Origin of the sequence: Massilibacteroides vaginae (assembly GCF_900178525.1) — a bacterium.
GTDB classification, from domain to species: domain Bacteria; phylum Bacteroidota; class Bacteroidia; order Bacteroidales; family Tannerellaceae; genus Massilibacteroides; species Massilibacteroides vaginae.
Genome location: NZ_FXDJ01000006.1, coordinates 35,319 through 54,044, shown reverse-complemented (window position 1 = coordinate 54,044; position 18,726 = coordinate 35,319). Strand labels below are relative to the sequence as shown.

Here is an 18,726-nt window from a genome sequence, read left to right as displayed (position 1 = left end):
CTTAGGAATGAAAAGAGAAATTATAGACAAGGACTTAGGGGTGATAGCGCTTCGAAAGAGTGCGAAAGCAACTCGTTATACACTGAAGATAGCGAATGGCAAGATTGAAGCTGTTATGCCTGAACAGGGAGAAGAGAAACAGATGCTTGCCTTTATTGAAGAGAAGCGGGAGCAACTGATCAAGGCTTTGCAAAAGCGACCTGCCCGTGAGCAATTAAATGAATCTACGGTTTTGCAAACGAATACATTCCGGCTGCATATTTTCTGTACAGAACGAAGCGGCTTTTATATGAAACTGGAACAAGGTATGCTGCATATTGCTTGTCCGTCTCAGACTGATTTTTCGGATGAACATGTTCAGGAAATACTGTATGATTTACTTGGAAGGGCTTTGTTTCACGTGGCTAAACTGGTTTTGCCATGGCGACTGCGCAATCTGGCCGTTCGAAACAAATTTACCTATACCGGCGTTCGAGTCTCGAAAAGTAAAACAAGCTGGGGCAGTTGCAATGCCCGGAAATCCATAAGCCTTTCAAGATCATTGATGCTGCTGCCTGATCATCTGATCGACTATGTGCTTTTACATGAATTGTGCCACACCAAAGAAATGAGTCATAACGAACGCTTCTGGAAATTGATGGATGCTGTTACGGAAAATCAATCGAAAGCACTTCGTCAGGAACTGAAAAAATACCATACAATTTAACTTATTACCGTATCGAAACTGTACCGTTATACAGCCTTTTTTAATTTTGAGGCTCCTGCTTTTGTTTTTTGACGGCCGTGCTTTTATCTTTTGACGGCCGTGCTTTTGTCTTTTGAGGCGCCTCAAAATTTAATTCCGACCTTTGTGTATAGAAAATCAAAAGACTTCATAGTGTTAAGATAGATTAATATTACTATCTTTGTTGTGTCTTCTATTTTAAACACATATCTATAATGAAAGCAACAACAATTACAAGATCATTGGCTGGACTATTTCTCTCCTGCTCAGTTTTTTGTGTGCTGACTTCGTGTGATACGACTCAGCACAATGTATTAACTCCGGAAGAAGAGGCAGCAGGCTGGCAATTACTATTTGACGGAACTACGCTGAACGGCTGGAAAGACTATAATGGAACCACGCTTACGCAACCTTGGCATGTAGTAGACGGATGTATACAGGCGAAAGGCGATGGTAGCGACGCCAGTGGATACATAGTTACTGATAAAGAATACGGAAATTTCGAATTGTCGTGGGATTGGAAATTGTCTAAAGGTGGCAATAGTGGTATGTTATATCACGTAGTAGAACGCCCACAATTCGCCGTTCCTTATGTAACAGGACCGGAATATCAACTTATTGACGAGCCTAACTTTCCGGAACCATTGGAAGAATGGCAAAAATTAGGCGTAGATTATGCTATGTACTTGCCTGATAAATCAAAAATGAAAGTTAATCCGCAAGGAAAATGGAATAATTCTAAAATCGTTTTTGACAATGGCCATGTAGAACATTGGCTGAACGGTGAAAAAATACTTGAATTCGAAGCATGGACAGACGATTGGCATGCACGCAAAAATAGCGGTAAATGGGAAAATGCGCCCGAATATGGATTGGCTCAGAAAGGCGTTCTTTGTTTGCAGGATCATGGCTACCCGGCTTCTTTCCGTAATATTAAGATAAAGGAATTGCCACGCAAACCGAAAGACATTAATCTGTTTAATGGTGTAGACCTGACCGGTTGGGAAGCTTATGGAACCGAACTTTGGTATGTAAAAGATGGTTTGTTGATCTGTGAAAGCGGTCCAGATAAGCAATATGGTTACTTGGCTACCCGTGATTATTACGATGATTTTGACCTGACTGTTGAGTTTAAACAAGAAGCCGACGGTAACTCCGGTGTCTTTATCCGTTCTTTTATTGAAGAAGGAGTGAAGGTGAACGGCTGGCAGGTAGAAGTAGCACCAAAAGGACATGATACAGGTGGTATTTACGAATCATACGGACGTGGCTGGTTGGAGCAAATACCCGATGAAAAAGAAACTATCCTGAAAGTAAAAGACTGGAACACCATGCGTATTAAAGTTCAGGGAGATAATGTTACTACTTGGTTGAACGATCAGGAAATGGTAAATCTTACTGACGCTAAGATCGGAGCCGGAAAAGGCCGTATCGCCCTTCAGATACACGATGGAGGAGGTATCAAAGTTCTTTGGCGCAACCTGAAAGTAAAGACTTTGTAAAAACAGGAATTATATAAATTTGAGAAACCGGATGAAGATGCCACTTGTTATAAGTGAAGCACTTTTTCCGGTTTTTTTAATAAACTCAGATACACAGACAGTATGAATCCCTTAGATATTATTTCAAATTATTACGTTCCCGGTTCCGAAGCTTATCATATACTTGTAACCCACAGCAGAAGCGTAGCCGATAAAGCATTAGCAATAGCAGCTATGCATCCGGAATTGCAGATAGACACGCGTTTTGTGGAAGAAGCAGCCATGCTGCATGATATTGGAATTTTTTTGTGTGATGCGCCGGGTATAGCATGTTACGGAGCGTATCCTTATATCTGTCACGGCTATCTGGGGGCAGACTTGCTGAGGAAAGAAGGGTTGGAGCGACATGCCTTGGTTTGTGAACGGCATACCGGTACCGGGCTTTCTTTGGCAATGATTGAAAAAGAAGGGCTGCCTTTGCCGCATCGGGACATGCTGCCCGTTTCGATTGAAGAGCAGCTGATCTGTTTTGCCGACAAGTTTTATAGCAAGACTAAATTGGGTGTTGAAAAGCCTGTCAAGAAGATAAAAAAATCACTTTTGAAGTACGGAAGCGAGACGGAAGAACGATTTGATAGGTGGTGTAAACTCTTTTTAGGAGATTAAACATCCTTTGTAGCGGTATTTTGTTATACATTTGCACTTTGATAACGGTCAAATAAACAAAATGTTCTTAAGATACAGAGTCTTTATTTTTCTGATATTTCTTTTAACCAGAAGTTTCGTGGTGTCTGCCCAGGAAGAATCTATCCCAACAGATAGTCTTGAGGTGGTACCTGTCGATACAATTCCCCCAAAGAAAAACGGACTCGATGCTCCGGTAAACTATCAGGCAAAAGACTCTATCGTGATGACTGCCGATAATTGGGCTTTCCTGTATGGCGAAGGCAGTGTTAAATACCAGAATATAGAATTAGAAGCCGAGCTTATCCAGATGAATATGGATAGCAGTTTGGTCAATGCTACATTCGCATTGGATACTGCCGGACTGGAATTTGGTTATCCGCTTTTTAAAGAAGGCGAACAGCAGTATGAATCTAAAACCATGCGCTATAATTTCGGCTCGAAAAAGGGATACATAACCGACGTAATAACACAACAAGGAGAAGGGTTTGTAACTTCGGGCAGAACGAAGAAGATGCCATCGGATGTGCTGAATATGGCACCCGGAAGATATACCACGTGTGATGAACACGATCATCCTCACTTCTATATTCACATGACGAAGGCCAAGGTAAGGCCTAAAAAAGACATCGTGACAGGTCCTGTTTATTTGGTGCTCGAAGATGTTCCGCTTTATCCGATCGGACTACCGTTTGCCTTTTTCCCTTTTACAAGTAGTTATTCTTCGGGTATTCTTATGCCCACTTTCGGAGAGGAAAGTTCACGCGGTTTCTTCCTGCGTGATGGCGGATATTATTTTGCGCTAAGTGATTATATGGATTTAGCTTTGACCGGCGAAATTTACACTAAAGGTTCCTGGGGGCTAGCGGCTAAGTCTTCTTATCGTAAGCGATATAAGTATTCCGGAAACTTTAACCTGGCCTATCAGGTATCTAAATATGGAGATGTTATCAAAGGACAAAAATTGCCCGATTACTCTTTGGCTAAAGACTTCAAAATAAATTGGTCGCATTCTCAGGATCCGAAATCGAATCCTTTCCTGACTTTTTCTGCCAGCGTAAATTTTGCGACGAGTAGTTTTGACAGGAATAATGAATACGGACATTTTAACGGCAATAGTAGTAACGGATATGGTAGTGCTACCGAGAATACGAAAGGATCAACGGTCAATATAACCAAACGTTTTCCGAATAATCCATTCAGCATTTCCGGTACAATGAGTGTTAATCAGCGTATGAAAGACTCCTCTTTAGCGGTTACCCTTCCGGACTTAACTGTTACGATGAGCCGTATTTTCCCATTTAAAAGAAAATCGCGTGTAGGAGCTGAGCGATGGTATGAAAAAATATCCATGCAGTACACCGGTTATTTGCGAAACAGTATTACAACGAAAGAAGATCAATTCCTTAAGGCCAGCCTCGTTAAAGATTGGAAGAATGCCATGCAGCATAAAATACCAGTAAGTGCGACTTTCTCGTTGTTTAATTACATTAATATTACGCCTACTTTCAATTACACGGAGCGTTGGTATAGCAATAAGGTGGAAAAAGAATATGATCCCACTCAAAATGCTTTAATGGTAAAAGACACCACCTATGGTTTCTATAGAGTGTATGACTATAATGCGTCGGTTTCTGCTTCTACCACCGTTTATGGTAATTTTAAACCTTGGTCGATATTTGGAGATGCGGTGCAGATGATACGCCATCGCTTAGAACCGTCGATCTCATTCAGTGCGGCACCCGACTTTGGAGATCCCAGCTATGGATTTTACAAGACGTATCTGTATGAGGATATGAATGGGATACAGCAAGAACATGTTTACTCGCCTTTTGAAGGACGAGAATTCGGTATTCCATCAAAAGGAAAGCAGGGAAGTGTTTCTTTCTCGGTATCTAATAATGTGGAAGCAAAAATACGTTCGGATAAGGATTCTACAGGATTTAAGAAGATCAGTTTAATTGATAAGCTTTCTTTAAGTATAAGTAATAATCTGGCGGCCGATTCTTTCCAATGGAGTGATATTTCAGCCTCTTTACGTTTGAAGTTCTCTAAAAGTTATACATTAAACCTGAACGCAATGTTTGATACTTATACCTACAGGTATGATGATCATACGAATTCTTTAGTTAGACAGAACAAAACGCGTTGGGAAGCCGGTAAAGGTTTGGGGCGTTTACGCTCTACGGGTACCAGTTTTTCTTATACATTCAACAATGATACATTCTCGAAGTTGTTTGGCGGGGGAGGCTCCGAAAAGAAAGGCGATCAGGGAGCTTCAGCGAACAACACGGCCGATCAGGATCAACCGGGTATGAATGGTCCTGATGAAGAAACCGCTACTACCGAAGGAGGAAGGTTAAGGAAAGATCAGAAGGCAGAAGCGTCAGACGCTGATGCCGATGGCTATTATGTAAATACAATCCCCTGGAGTTTGTCTTTTAATTACAGCATGAACCTTAATTATGACAATCAGAAGATCGATATCGCAAATGCAGAATATAAATACAAGATAACCCATGCGCTGAGCTTTAATGGGAATATCCAACCAACGAAGAATTGGCGTTTCAACTTCAACGCTACGTATGATTTCGATAATAATAAACTTTCTTACATGACTTGCAATATCTCACGTACACTTCACTGCTGGCAGATGACCGCAAGTTTTGTTCCGGTAGGTCCGTATAAAACTTATTCTTTCTCTATCGCGGTAAATTCGTCTTTGCTGAAAGACCTGAAATGGGATCAAAGAAGCAACTATCGTGATGGACAAAAATGGTATTGATCTACCATGCTATCGGAGACTGTCCGTTCGCGATCAGATAATCATTTGTTTTACTGAAATGTTTACTTCCGAAGAATCCTCTGTAAGAAGATAGGGGAGAGGGATGAGGTGCTTTAAGAACCAGGTTTGCGGAAGTATCGATAAATGCACCTTTGCGTTGGGCATAAGAGCCCCAAAGGATATATACCAACTGTTGCTTTTGTTCTGCCAGACGGTGTATCACCGCATCGGTAAATGTTTCCCAACCCTTGTTTTGATGAGATCCGGCTTGATGCGCCCGAACTGTTAATGTTGCGTTGAGAAGCAAAACGCCTTGGTCAGCCCAACGGGTAAGATCCCCGCTACGCGGACTGGTTATGCCAAGGTCCGTTTTAATTTCTTTGTAAATATTGACTAAAGAAGGAGGAACAGTAATTCCCTCTTTGACCGAGAAACAAAGTCCATGTGCTTGCCCCGGCTCATGATAAGGATCCTGCCCGAGGATAACAACTTTAACTTTATCAAAAGGACAATGTGAAAAAGCATTGAATATATCACGCCCAAGAGGATATACCTGCCTTTGCTGATATTCCTGCCTGATAAAATCAGTTAGATTCTTGAAATAATCTTTTTCAAACTCATCAATTAACTGTGTTTTCCAACTTTCCTCAATCTTTACATCCATTCCTCTTTTGATTCAATTGCTATATTAGCGGCATTCCGGCTGCTTTAGACTCTTTCCGCATATCATCCGGCCATATACTGGCCTGAATTTCGCCTATGTGTGCTTTGCGAAGGTAGAACATACAAAGACGACTTTGACCTATCCCTCCACCTATGCTGAGAGGTAGCTCGTCGTTTAACAGGCGATGGTGAAAATAAAGGTTTGCCCGTTCTTCCGCGTTCGAAAATTTCAGCTGACGAAGCAAAGCCTCCTTGTTAACACGAATCCCCATAGAAGAAAGCTCTACCGAACGATTCAAAATCCCGTTCCAGACCAATAAGTCTCCATTTAAACCTGTTTGCCCATTTTCGGCTACGGTAGACCAGTCGTCATAGTCCGGTGCTCTTCCGTCGTGCTTTTCCCCATTGCTCAGTGTACATCCAATCCCGATGATGAAAACCGCTCCGTATTCTCTACATATCTCATCCTCCCTGTCTTTCGGAGTCAGCGTAGGGTATTTTAGTAATAAGTCTTCCGCGTGAATAAAGTGTATTCGCTGAGGAAGCACAGGCTTTATATCCGGAAACATTTCATACACCATATATTCTGTACGTACAAGCGCGGCATAAATGCGTTGAACTATTTCCTTTAAGAAGTCAATGTTTCGTTCTTCGTTTGTCATTACCCGCTCCCAGTCCCATTGGTCCACATATAAAGAATGCAGGTTACCCAGTTCTTCGTCAGAGCGAATCGCATTCATATCCGTGTAAATACCAAATCCCGGATCTATCTCATAATCAGCCAAAGTTAATCTTTTCCATTTGGCGAGTGAGTGTACAATTTCAGCCTTATTATCATTTAAATCTTTTATAGGGAAAGTTACTGGTCTTTCTATACCATTCAGGTCGTCGTTGATACCTAACCCCTTTAATACAAAAAGAGGAGCGGTTACACGTCTTAGCCGTAACTCCGAAGAAAGATTTTGTTGGAAGAAGTCTTTAATTTTCTTAATGCCCAATTCTGTTTGAGCAAGGTTAAGCAAAGCTCTATATCCTGTAGGTTTGATCAGGTAGCTCATATATGTTTATTCCTTTGTGTTTGTTTAAATTAGAATGCAAAGATAACGGAATAATAAAATAAGAACAATGAAAAAGTATTATAATTTACAAAGTGGTATGTTTGAGGCTTTGAATAGTTTCATTTTGTCAATTTAAATTTCCTGCTTGTATTACTGATAGATTATGCTTACTTTTGCAGGTCTTTGGCTGGGTAGCTTAGTGAATAGAGCGTCAGATTCCGGTTCTGAAGGTCGTGGGTTTGAATCCCACCCTGGTCACCAAAGAAAAAAGCCTGAATACAACTGTTGTTGTTGTTCAGGCTTTTTTTATTAATCAAGTCTTTAGTTTGCTGAGAGTTATAAAGATTAAGAATCAAGTGAAATATGTTGTTTTCTATGACTGTATTTTATTTTTTTTTGGTTAAAAACAGGACTCTATTTTCTGCTTTTTTGCCCTTCTTGTATATGCTTGATAATCAATGTATTGTATCTTGATAAAAACATAAAGGTTATTTTTCGAAAAATAAAGGATATATTTTGAAAAATAAAGGATATATTTTTTTTTATATAGTAATGTAAAAAACACGCCTCTTTTATAAGGCTGTTTTTTGCCTTGTTTAAAAATTTCGCGATCCTTGCTCAAGGTATAATTTTATACGTCCGTTTTTTTCTTTGTGTGATAGATAGATTATTCCTCCTTTTCGTATTCTTGTTAGGAGTGGATTCATACTCGTTTTCAGGTAAATTGTTCCCGGTGTATCTAAACGTACCACTTCAGTGTCGACGAAATGTAGCAAATCTGTTGATAAATGAAGCCAGGTGCTATCGGTAATTCCTTGACTTTCTATTTTAGCCGATACATAATTGTCCTTGAATGTAACGATTTCTCCTATCCAATTGATTGGCGACATTCGTTTTACTTGTACAATTCGCTCTAAATTGCCTACTGCTATGCTGATTTGACCTTTAGAGAAATTTGCGGCTAAATTTAGTTTTACTTCACTCGTGTTGTTCGTTCCGTTAGGCTGATCTAATCCTTTAGCTATCGTTATTGATCCGGCAGGGGATGCAGCAACTACTTTTGTTTGTGCAAGAACTCCGGTAGGAGCGTTATAAGAAACTGTTACAGCCGTTAGGTTGTCTTGTTTTGTGTTTGAATATACAATAAATTCAGAATTGCTTAACCCAATGAAGTACTGACCATTATCGGTAATCTCCATAGCGTTTTGATCGATAACAGTTATTGTTGAGAATATATTGGAGGGCGGAGCATTTAACGCCTCACCAATCGTTTTATAGCCTGCGGTATTAATTTCTTTTAGCTTAAACTGATACCATTTGTTGCGTATGAGGTTGAACGAATTTTTGTTTGCGTCCTGAAATAACAAGCTATAATAGCCGGATTGCCCCTTGTAGCTTCCTTTTACGATAACAGAAGATTCTCCGGCAAGCGATTCGTATATGTAAATAGGCTCACCCGATGAGATTCCGCAAATTGAATCGTGGGGAGGGGCTGCTAAATAATTCACCTTATCTACCTGAGTTGTAAATGTATTCGACGGAATTAAACGTCCATACTGCGAGGCTCCGATAACCGAAAAACCTTCAAGCACGAAATCGGGCGAATTGTTCTCTACGGTTACTTTCGCAACCACACGAATTAAGCTCAATTTGTTTGCGGCAGTTCCTATAGCCGTATTGTTATCAATCTTATTGAGTGTTATGGATAGCGTGGCCGGAATATCTTCTGCGGCATACGGTATGCTTTTTTGCGGCGACTGGAGTTTAGGGGTGTTGAGTATTGATAAAGCCTCATTGTACGTTTTGCCTGTTAATTTTGAGGTAAGCGCATCTTTACTTAAAGGTGTATTATCAATGGTTCCGTCGAAAAAAACAGCCGGCGGATTCGCGATAATCATAACCCGTGTTTTAACCGTTGTTTCAGTGAGCGACACAACCATCTTATTCCCGGATTTTGTTGCGCGAGCAACTTGCGAAAACATTGCCTGATCGGTATCTCCCAAGAATACGATTACCCAAGGCATCGCCTCCGATAAACCTCCTCTAAATGTTCTTGTTTGCTGATTTGTAGGGGTTTGATAATCACCCGTATGGGTGAAAAGCTCTACTAACACGGTGCTCTCAGCAGTATCTACCGGTTTCATATCTGTTAAGTCATATTCTTCACTACAAGCGGTTAGCAGGAGCAAAATAAACCCAAGCAGATAATATTTTTTTAAATTTATTGTTAGTTTCATAAACGTAATTTTTTTTTGATTATTCATCTTTTACGCACCGAATGTTGTAACCATAAAGTAAACTGGCACTCATAACATCTTTGTTTTCTTTGGAACTTCTATACAACCAACTATTACCATCGTTGCGTGTGGCTGTTGACCAGAAATAAACTCGTTCTCCGTTTCTCCTCAGCCCGCCTTTAATAGGATATAAAAGATTTGATTCGCTGGAAGCACGATATCCGGCAGCCGGAAAGAACAATGATGCATTTGTGTAGGGATTAAAATGTAACTGTCCGATATAAGCCAGCTTTGCCCCACTTCCAACTGTAGAGGCTTCTGTGCCCGTTAGGCTTTTTCGAATAGGTCTGCGATCAAAAAAACCATCAGCATAATATCCCCACAAGGTATTTGCATCATCATTTTCTCTTCTTTTCTTGGGATCTAATAATAGGGATTGGCTAATTTCTAAATCACTGCTGGACGTGGACGTTGCATAACTACTAATGCTTCCCTCATTTGGACGGCGATATCCGGCAGGAGCGCTTTCCCAGTCGTTTTTGTGTAAATACCATAGTGCATTGGGTCTATTGTAGTACCAATTTTCCGGAGCTTCAACATCAGGATACCAGGCATAGGTCCGAGCAAACTGAAAATAATACCCCGCCTGAGTTGGAAACTGAGTAAATACGTATTTACTATTGATTGAATCGCCTACGCGCCCGGGTCTTTCCTGAGGATCGGTTAAATTGTATGGACTAAATTTTTTCGCAAATGGGCGTTTGGGGATAGAGGGATTAACCCCAACAGTCGGGTCGTTCATTCGCATTAAATAATCTGCATCTTCTCCCTGGCGTACATAGATAGTAGAATAACCTTTTGAATGAGTAAGCTTAATTGTAGCGTAACGTACCGGCTTAGTCGGCGTGCTTTGGTAGGTTGAAGTCAACCCTACGCGAAAGTAAATACGACCATTTCCGCTTATTGTTTTTTTACCGTCCACTACCGGATAATTTTCAGCATCTCCCGGGTTTTCGGTGCGTAAAGACTTGTCCGCACTCCGGGATTTACTTAAAACAACGAAATGTCCTTCTCCGGTGGGATCATTTACCTCAGCACTCCATGCGCCTATATGGTCAGCGTAAATAACGCGTTCTCCTACTTCGTTTTTACGGTGAAAGGTTCCTACCCAAGGGATCTCTAAAAACGTTTTCGGGGGGTCTGAGATATTCGTCTTTACAATTATTTCCCGCTTAAGCCCTCCGGCGTTAAGGTAGATTTTGCGTATGTCATTTGTCGTTTTCTGTGTGCTTATTGTACTTATGTCCATATGCCCATGTCCGCTTACCGGATTGAACTGAAAATTCGTTGTTAGAGGCGAACCGGCTAAATCATCAAAAAAATCATTAACATTAAACGGGCTTGTATTCGAATATCCGATATACCCTTGTTTTTCCACTTTAACCTCTTTCTGGTCACTCCAAAAATAGATTCTTGATGCACTTACGTCGGAAATTTCAGCTTCAGTGGCCGAAAGATGTAACTGTCTTTTCAGCACATTTTCAGAAATAACCTGCGTGCTCCAGTCGGCAACCATTAAATTCATATCCGTGCCCCTGTTCCAAGCCTTCTCGGCCGTGGGGTGTCCCGATCCGTTTACTTGAATGATATTGAGTTGATAACTATGATTGCGTAAAATATCGCGCGTTTCGGTTTTATCGCCTGTCATTATGTCTAATCTGTAATAGGAGGGAGCAGAATCCCAGGCAATGCCATTCTCACTATAATAACCTCCTATAACAAACCCTGTAGCGTTTAAAAAATCTGAACTGAGAACAACTGCCCGGGATTCTGAAAGATATATTGTGTTAAGTAAAGAAGTCTCACTGTCTGCAACATATTTAATTGGTCCGAACCAGTTCTGTTGTGATGTTGCTAATGTTGGCTTTGTAACAATGAGTCTGTTGTTGGAATAAAGTTCTAACGTGTTTGTATCCGGAACGATGCGACTATTTTCTTTTATATTGTAAAGGTAGATTTCGCTCAACTTAAAATGGTCTTTTATTTTCTTGCCGGATGCCTGATCGACCAATAAGACATCAACTTTTGCTACCATACGAAGCATTGGAATTTTATCTATGCTTGCGGTTGCGGTGGTAATTTGTTGGGGAGTCTGTGTTTCGCCCCACATCGGAATAGGAGTAAACCCGGCTGTGTTACTAATATTCCATTTATGATCCGGTGCTGCGTTTGTAAATTCCAACATCTTCAGCATTTCAATTTTTTCAATTGGTTGGCCGGCGTAAGTGTGTAAAATTTGCGTTACTTCGTCACGTGCGTTAGCAATAATAACAAAACGCTGTTTGTAGGATCTTACTTTTACTTTCGCGCTGTATGTTTGAAGTGCAGTTCCTGCACCGGATTGCAGTACACCTTCAGTGTGATAATCGAAGTGTTCTTTCCCTGCCGAATTAACTTTATACGCAAGGATGTTGATTTTTAGAATTGTGTTTTCATTCTGAGTCCCTGCCTGTTCCACAGAGGGCTCGTCTTGTGCCGGTAGTGACAGGTTGAAATTAACGTCTATATCTTCTGTATTTGATGAGTTAGATCTGAGTTCTATTTCGTTACTACACGCTACCATAAAAAGAACAGGCACAATAACTAAAAGGTAATGATTAATAGATTTCATATGCTTATTTATTTTGTTATATAGACATTTTTATTTCAATCAGGCTCTATTGTATAATCCGTTTCATAGTCGTTCCAGTATTGTATGTCAACAGTAACTTCCATGTTCGTATTGTAATAAAGAATGATATCAAATACGTGGGTAGTTTTAAAGTCGACATCCGGATATTTCTCGGTGATCATTTTAATTAAATCATTCGATAAACCACTTTTCCCCGGATATAGATCTATCTTTTCAGTTTCATTCCATAAAACCAGTTTAGGTTGGTTTTCCTTGTAGAGTTTAAGTACCCTTAAGGAGGAAACAAGATCAGTAGATTCATTTACGACACTTTTTGTTCCTCTCAGATTCATTGGAGCCACATAGCTGATCTCTTCGCCTGCAACAGGTTTGTTTTGAAACGATTCGTATGCATTTTTGTCACTAATTACCTGATAGTACTCATGACCGGTTTGCGGCAATCCTTTAACCGTAACATTAATTGTGTTTGTGTTTTGTACAAGCGGAATCGTTATAATCTGATTGTCGTTGGTAATCTGCTGGTTACTCACTTCGCCAAACATAATTAAAGGAATTTCAGATGTAATATATCCCAAAGACGGAACTGCTAACTTTATAATATCTTCGTGTCGGTCCGGGTTGCTGAGCTTTTCGTTTGAATCGACAGACAATACGTCAAAATATTCTGCTGTATTCATCCATACAATAAATTCATACTCGCCCGGGAGGAGATCAACCTCTATCGGATAATTGTGATAAAGTTGCGGATTTTGGTAAGTAACGGTGCTTACGTAATTTCCGTCTACATCAAATATGTAAAGGTGCGCTATTTTAAGCTCGGCGGGATCTATGTTACGCGGTCCTGCCGGTGTGTCGAATGAAAAAGCCACTTGGAGTTTCTCCATTTTCACAGGACAATCAGAAAGATCTTCCCGAATGCATGAAGACGTGATTAGCAGCAAGACGAACCATGCGGAGAACTTAAAGTTAGATAGTATTCCCATGTTGTTTTTGTATTTAATTATTTACGAGGCTCTTTTTTTAACAAGGGAGAGGTTTTATTTCTCCCTTGTTGAAACATACATTCATATAGGAATGTGTAATTTTTCCCGGTTAAGGTTCAAGCGAATAATCGCCGGTAATAAGATTCCAGAATAAAATGTCAAGATCAAACTGAAGGTCTGTTTCAACTGCCGGCGGCGTTTTAGGATCCACTAAATTTTCCGTTGGACGTCCGGGAGCAAGTATGTTCGTTATGCGGCAACGGTAATAATCATTTCGGAACACATCCCACTTTTTAGCCGTTACGATATTGCCTTGAAAGTATCCGTCTTTGTTCAGGTACATATCGTAATAACAATAACCGTTTGTGTAAGCAGCCGATTTAATACTACCCGGATTGGCCGCTTTATAAGCATTAGCCGTACTTTCGTTTAAGAAGAAATATTTAAAACCATTTTGCAGCAAGACTGTCCAGAATGTAGTTGGAGAACTATTGGGGTTTGCTATCTGAACATAATTCGCACCCTGGAGATCAGTAATTTTTTCCGGCACAAAAGTTGCTCTAACTATAACCCGTGTAATTTCTTCTTTCCAATGATTAACAGATGTGTTTTCAGTCGCATAAAGCGTTTTCAGCTTTTTCACTTCTGTCTTAGCCGAATCAATACGAATAAAACCGTCTCCCGCACCTCCCGGTGTGTTAACTGCGCTAATAAAATCGCCCGCCAGCCATGTATTGGCTGCATAATTGGGGTCGCTACCATCTGTTTTAGGCACTAAGTACATTTTTTTGTTTATGTTGCTTATCGCGAAGCTCAGATTATCCAACTTACCCGCACCATTGATAACCATGTTTTCACCTTCTTCTACGGTTATTTTAGCTACCATTCGCTTAATTGGAATTTTAAGTACATTATTGGTGTTGTAGGCAGGGTCTCCTATAGGTTTAAGTTCGCTGGTTGTACCTTTTGCACTAAACATGGCTAAACCTTGGGTTGTAACCAATTCGCTTATGTTTAAGGTATGTGCTATATCATTAAAATTAGCAAGCGATGTATTATTTAATCCCTGTGCGAAAGTTACCGGCAAGTTAATACCTACGAAAATGGTTTTCTGTCCGGTCGTTGTGCCTATCGTTGTTTTAGCCTTCCAAACATCTTCTGAAGAGGTAGATGCCATCTGATCAAAGTTGGAAGCATTCAACACGGCGTTTTTTACCATAAAGCCGGTGTTAGAGTTAAAAATAAACACATCAATTCTGTCTAATGCCGTTTCCTCTAAAGTGGCATTATTATCTCCGGTGGCACGGAATTGAGGTCCGTCTGTCTTAGGAAAAGATAATGTTAAGCTCATATACGTTTCTTCGCCATCCGTGCCGTCACCTTTGTTTTGAAGGTCATAATCTTCGTTATTGCAGCTAATAATTCCGAATGCAATAAGCGATGTCGTCATGAATAAATTTTGGAGTTTCATAGTTTTCTATTATTAAATTAATTAAAAGAAATGATTCGTTATCTCACTTTGATTACTGCAAATAAAACAGGTAAAAATGTATTTCTCTTTACTAAACTGTATATTCAAAACATGCCAAATGATAAATATAAAAATGTAAAAAAGGACACATGATATATACACTTCATATTTGTACAAATGCATCAGGTAATGAGATGATTACGTGTTTTTATTTGTGTTTTTTATGAGTGGAAACGATGAGGTTTTTTTATCATTTATATCATTCTTTGTGTACTGTTTTGTTTACTTTTCTTTTTGGACAAATTGTAAAATAGACGTAAAAAAGAATGGTTAAAAGATTTGTTTTGTTTAAATTTGCTTTGTGTTTCAAGAAAAGTGCTTTGTTTATGGGTATGTGTTATATCTGTTGGTAGCAAAAGCTCTCTATTTATTTTTTATTTATTAAACACGACGAAATAATGAACCAAACCAGTTTTCTAACATGTATGGAGATTGTCATTTATGCAATTCCGGTATATTCGTCAACCATTTGCATCATATTAATGATACTAACCTACCAGGATAGCACCTGTTCTGAAGAGAAAGGAATAAGATGGGTACTGATTTTCTATTATTTATTCGCACTAACTATTTGGGCCGGAACCATTTTGTTTAACTATCAGAGCGAATTGTTTATTTATTTAAATCCACTGTTCTATCTGAGTTTATTATTGGCTTCGGTAACTTTATATCATTTTATTTATAATTTAACCGCTTCCCAAGAAACCCCGAACTTTCCGGCGTGGCATTATGTGCCTCCTTTAATTCTTTGCGCCATTATTTTTGTTTGGTCTCTTTTTATTCCATATGAAGTTCAGAATGCTATTGTTTCTTCATCGGCAAACATAATTCCGGAATATAGATATTATTATATGTTTTATGAATCAAAGCATGTAATGCGTATTTTATACCTGATTGTCTATGTTTTGTTATCCATGAAAACGCTTTGGTCGTATAACCTATTTGTGAAGAGACGATATCCCGCAGACTATAAGAGGTATACATTCTGGCTGTGGTATTTAATAGGCTTGAGCATTGTCATTTTATTAGTTGCCATGATAAGCTCGCTTGGCTCTCACGCACATATGAATAAGTTGTTGAGGAATATTTTCATAGTGTTGTTCATCGCATGCGGTCATGTTGTGATGAGTTATAAGGTGATGAGGCGTAATTATTTCCTGAATTTTTCCGAATCGATCACTACGTCAAATCCGGACGATGAAGACATTGGAGATATTGAACCGGCAGATTATCAAACAAATCCGATCGGTAGTCAGATAGAGAGAAGTTCCGTTACCCGATATCAAAGAAATGCAGACACCGAGATATTCGCTCCATTCCCGATACTTAACAAGAGGAATTTTGAGAATTATATGAAAAAGAACAAGCCTTATCTGGATCCGAAATATCAGATCACTGATTTGGTTGAGCAACTTAAAGTTAACCGGACCTATATTTCCCGATTTATAAATACGGAATATGGTGTGAATTTTAACCGGTATCTGAATCAGTGCCGTTTACAGGAGTTAGCTATTTTACAAAGATTGCCCTCAAATAAAAATAAAGAACTGCGTGAATTGGTGTCGAAAGCCGGTTTTGGTAGTTTTCGTAGCTATCTAAGGGCTAAGCAATCAGAAGAAGAACAATAAAAAAGAGCAGTAATGAGTATCATAGAATTGTTTTTTATTATCAGTATGGCTGCTCCGGCCATGACAGCGTTTATTTGTTTAGGTTTTATCTTAATGCGTTTATTCGAGAAAGACAAAACAAAGAATGTCTATCTGCTAAAATTGTTGATGGTTTACTATATAATGATTGTATTCGTAAGTGTTGCAAGCTTCTCTTTTATTTACCTGAAACCCCTTTATGTTTATGTAAATTTTTTTTCGATGCTGTCGATTTTGTATTCGATCATTATCATTTACCATATTATCTATCTGGTTACTAATGTGGATAAGAGAACAACGTTTTCTTATTGGCATTACCTAAGTCCGATTCTTATTCTGATAATTCAATATGTTTTTTCGTATTCTATTTTACCCGGTTTTAATATTGCGTTGCTTTATACGCCAAAGTGGTTTGTCGTTGTTTCGTCTTTTAAGCTTTGTATTTGGATGGTTTACGGAACTGTCTATTTATATTATGGTTTACGAAGGATTCTCAAATATAGAAATATCATTAAAGATTATTCGGCAGACGAAGACAGAACTTCCCTTAGATGGCTTATTTTAGTAATAATACTAACCTTTTCATTAATACCTCCTACCGTTTTATATGTGTTTTTTAGAGATGAAGAGGTAATGATCTCCCTGTTCTTGGCCATAATACATTTTATTTTTCAGCTACAATTAATAATTATAGTTTACAATGTATTTACAGACAACTACATCATCATGTATCCTGTAGGAGTTGATTTAAAAGAAGAGAAACTTGATTACCTTCATATTGACAAAGCTGAATTCGAGAAACTGATCCGGGAGAAAAAACCCTATTTGAATCCAAGTCTTAAAATTACCGATCTGATGTTCGAGCTTTGTACAAACCGCACTTATTTATCGACTTTTATTAATAAAACGTATGGTATGAGTTTCAGCCGTTATATAAACAGTTGCCGGTTGATTGAACTTAAACAATTAGAAAAAGAACCTGTAAAATCAGATTATGATAAAGAAATGCTTGTTCTTAGAGCCGGATTTAGAAGTTACAGAGGATACAAGCATTTTGTAGACAAATTAGACGGAAAAATTTAACTGTAAGATCAGTAATTAAGCCACAATTTAAAATTGGAAGCTTTCCCTTCGCTTATTATAATGTCTGATTTGAAAGAAGGATGAACGGTTACTTTAATCCGACCTTTAAAATACGGTGCCGCATGGTCAATCGCATCGATGTTCAGTATCATCTGCCGGTTCACCCGGAAGAACTGTTCAGGATTCAATTGTTCCTCTAATTTATTTAACCATGTGAGGAGCGATCGCTGCAAGTTGGGTTAAAATTTACCCAAGCCGGAAAAAGCGGGACTGAATACGGATTATGAGATGACAGGAAAAAATGTAGTTTCAAAAGGGAAATAAATACGAAGTGAATGGGTAAGTTGGAAGCCCTATAAACAGCGTGATTTTTACAAGCGATTTTTATATTACTATCTTTATAAAAACATAAAGGTTATTTTTGAAAATATATCCTTTATATTTTCAAAAATAACCTTTATGTTTTTCGGTGTATCTAACGGCTTGATTATCAGATTGGTGTAAATAGGCTAAAATTTATCCCCGGAAGGGTCAATTTAGTCATCATAATCGTCGTCGTCGTCGTCATCATCATGATACTTTTTCTTGTATCGTTTATCATATCCTCTATGGTATCCATTGTCATACTTTTTCTTGTGTTTGGCTTTGTACTTATGATTTTTAGGGTGGTGCTTACCGTGTCTTTCACAGTAATTGTAATAGTGTTGATCCCAAACATCATGGTGATGATGTATTCTGTCATAAAACGGTTTGTAATAGCGAGAACCGGGTTTGATACCTATTTCCAGTACAACGCGATCCCACCCGTAGCGACGGTAGCGATCGTAATAATTACAAACATCTCTCATGCTTCTTCCGGAGGTTCTCGCAATTTCAAGCGCGATTCCTACATTTCCCCAATCGTTTCCGCACCGGTGGTAATAATCATCTAATGAAGAAACAGGTATACCATACTCCACACATAGCCGTTGGCGGAAATCAGATAATTCCACAGCGGCATATTGGTTTGCGCTTCCTATGTAGAGCGAAAGTCTATTCTGACTGAACGCATTGCTAACGAAAGCGACCAAGAACAGCAGTAAATAAATTCTTTTCATACTTCTTTTCCTTTAATTAATACAAACGGTTAATTTTATAGACATGATATACACCCTTGTAA

At 39.0% G+C, this 18,726-nt stretch carries 13 protein-coding genes, 1 tRNA gene and 1 pseudogene; 7 read left to right on the top strand and 8 right to left on the bottom strand.

The window, feature by feature from the left end:
• Positions 1 to 7: 7 nt before the first annotated feature.
• From B9Y81_RS00745 to B9Y81_RS00730, 4 genes are all read left to right on the top strand, one after another.
• Positions 8 to 706: a M48 family metallopeptidase gene (locus tag B9Y81_RS00745; RefSeq protein WP_085535093.1), complete on the top strand. Its 699-nt coding sequence runs from the start codon at positions 8 to 10 to the stop codon at positions 704 to 706.
• 233 nt (positions 707 to 939) lie between these two features.
• Positions 940 to 2,226, top strand: coding sequence for a 3-keto-disaccharide hydrolase (locus B9Y81_RS00740; protein ID WP_085535092.1), 1,287 nt, complete (start codon positions 940 to 942; stop codon positions 2,224 to 2,226).
• Between the two features lie 102 nt (positions 2,227 to 2,328).
• Positions 2,329 to 2,871, top strand: a complete 543-nt coding sequence (locus tag B9Y81_RS00735; RefSeq protein WP_085535091.1) for an HD domain-containing protein — start codon at positions 2,329 to 2,331, stop codon at positions 2,869 to 2,871.
• Between the two features lie 61 nt (positions 2,872 to 2,932).
• Positions 2,933 to 5,674: a putative LPS assembly protein LptD gene (locus tag B9Y81_RS00730; RefSeq protein WP_085535090.1), complete on the top strand. Its 2,742-nt coding sequence runs from the start codon at positions 2,933 to 2,935 to the stop codon at positions 5,672 to 5,674.
• A 1-nt stretch (position 5,675) separates the two neighbouring features.
• On the opposite strand, the gene ung is transcribed toward B9Y81_RS00730, so the two are convergent.
• Together ung and asnA are read right to left on the bottom strand one after the other, a co-directional pair.
• A complete protein-coding gene (gene ung, locus B9Y81_RS00725) occupies positions 5,676 to 6,338 on the bottom strand; it encodes a uracil-DNA glycosylase (protein ID WP_085535089.1) in 663 nt (220 codons plus the stop codon).
• Positions 6,339 to 6,357: 19 nt separating this feature from the next.
• A complete protein-coding gene (gene asnA, locus B9Y81_RS00720; RefSeq protein WP_085535088.1) occupies positions 6,358 to 7,395 on the bottom strand; it encodes an aspartate--ammonia ligase in 1,038 nt (345 codons plus the stop codon).
• Between the two features lie 185 nt (positions 7,396 to 7,580).
• Between asnA and B9Y81_RS00715 the strand changes: the two genes are divergently transcribed.
• A tRNA-Arg gene (locus B9Y81_RS00715) sits at positions 7,581 to 7,656 on the top strand.
• A gap of 335 nt (positions 7,657 to 7,991) precedes the next feature.
• Here the strand turns inward: B9Y81_RS00715 and B9Y81_RS00705 are convergent.
• The 4 genes from B9Y81_RS00705 to B9Y81_RS00690 all read right to left on the bottom strand — a co-directional run bounded on the left by B9Y81_RS00705 (position 7,992) and on the right by B9Y81_RS00690 (position 14,778).
• Entirely contained in the window at positions 7,992 to 9,632 is a 1,641-nt protein-coding gene (locus B9Y81_RS00705; protein ID WP_139822869.1) for a hypothetical protein, read from the bottom strand.
• Between the two features lie 19 nt (positions 9,633 to 9,651).
• Entirely contained in the window at positions 9,652 to 12,303 is a 2,652-nt protein-coding gene (locus tag B9Y81_RS00700; RefSeq protein WP_085535085.1) for a FimB/Mfa2 family fimbrial subunit, read from the bottom strand.
• Between the two features lie 35 nt (positions 12,304 to 12,338).
• The gene (locus B9Y81_RS00695) at positions 12,339 to 13,307 is read right to left on the bottom strand and encodes a FimB/Mfa2 family fimbrial subunit (protein ID WP_085535084.1); all 969 of its coding nucleotides are present in this window, start codon (positions 13,305 to 13,307) and stop codon (positions 12,339 to 12,341) included.
• Positions 13,308 to 13,416: 109 nt separating this feature from the next.
• A complete protein-coding gene (locus tag B9Y81_RS00690; RefSeq protein ID WP_085535083.1) occupies positions 13,417 to 14,778 on the bottom strand; it encodes an Mfa1 family fimbria major subunit in 1,362 nt (453 codons plus the stop codon).
• A 485-nt stretch (positions 14,779 to 15,263) separates the two neighbouring features.
• Here B9Y81_RS00690 and B9Y81_RS00685 point away from each other — a divergent pair, with 485 nt between their 5' ends.
• Positions 15,264 to 16,466, top strand: a complete 1,203-nt coding sequence (locus B9Y81_RS00685) for a helix-turn-helix domain-containing protein (protein ID WP_085535082.1) — start codon at positions 15,264 to 15,266, stop codon at positions 16,464 to 16,466.
• Between the two features lie 12 nt (positions 16,467 to 16,478).
• Complete coding sequence (locus tag B9Y81_RS00680; protein ID WP_085535081.1) at positions 16,479 to 17,567, top strand: helix-turn-helix domain-containing protein; 1,089 nt, start codon at positions 16,479 to 16,481, stop codon at positions 17,565 to 17,567.
• 8 nt (positions 17,568 to 17,575) lie between these two features.
• Here the strand turns inward: B9Y81_RS00680 and B9Y81_RS00675 are convergent.
• Both B9Y81_RS00675 and B9Y81_RS00670 read right to left on the bottom strand, forming a co-directional pair.
• A pseudogene (locus B9Y81_RS00675) lies at positions 17,576 to 17,776 on the bottom strand (LytTR family DNA-binding domain-containing protein); the annotation flags it as partial.
• A gap of 327 nt (positions 17,777 to 18,103) precedes the next feature.
• Positions 18,104 to 18,664 (bottom strand): hypothetical protein, encoded by a 561-nt coding sequence (locus tag B9Y81_RS00670; protein ID WP_085535080.1) that lies wholly within the window; start codon positions 18,662 to 18,664, stop codon positions 18,104 to 18,106.
• Positions 18,665 to 18,726: the final 62 nt, after the last annotated feature.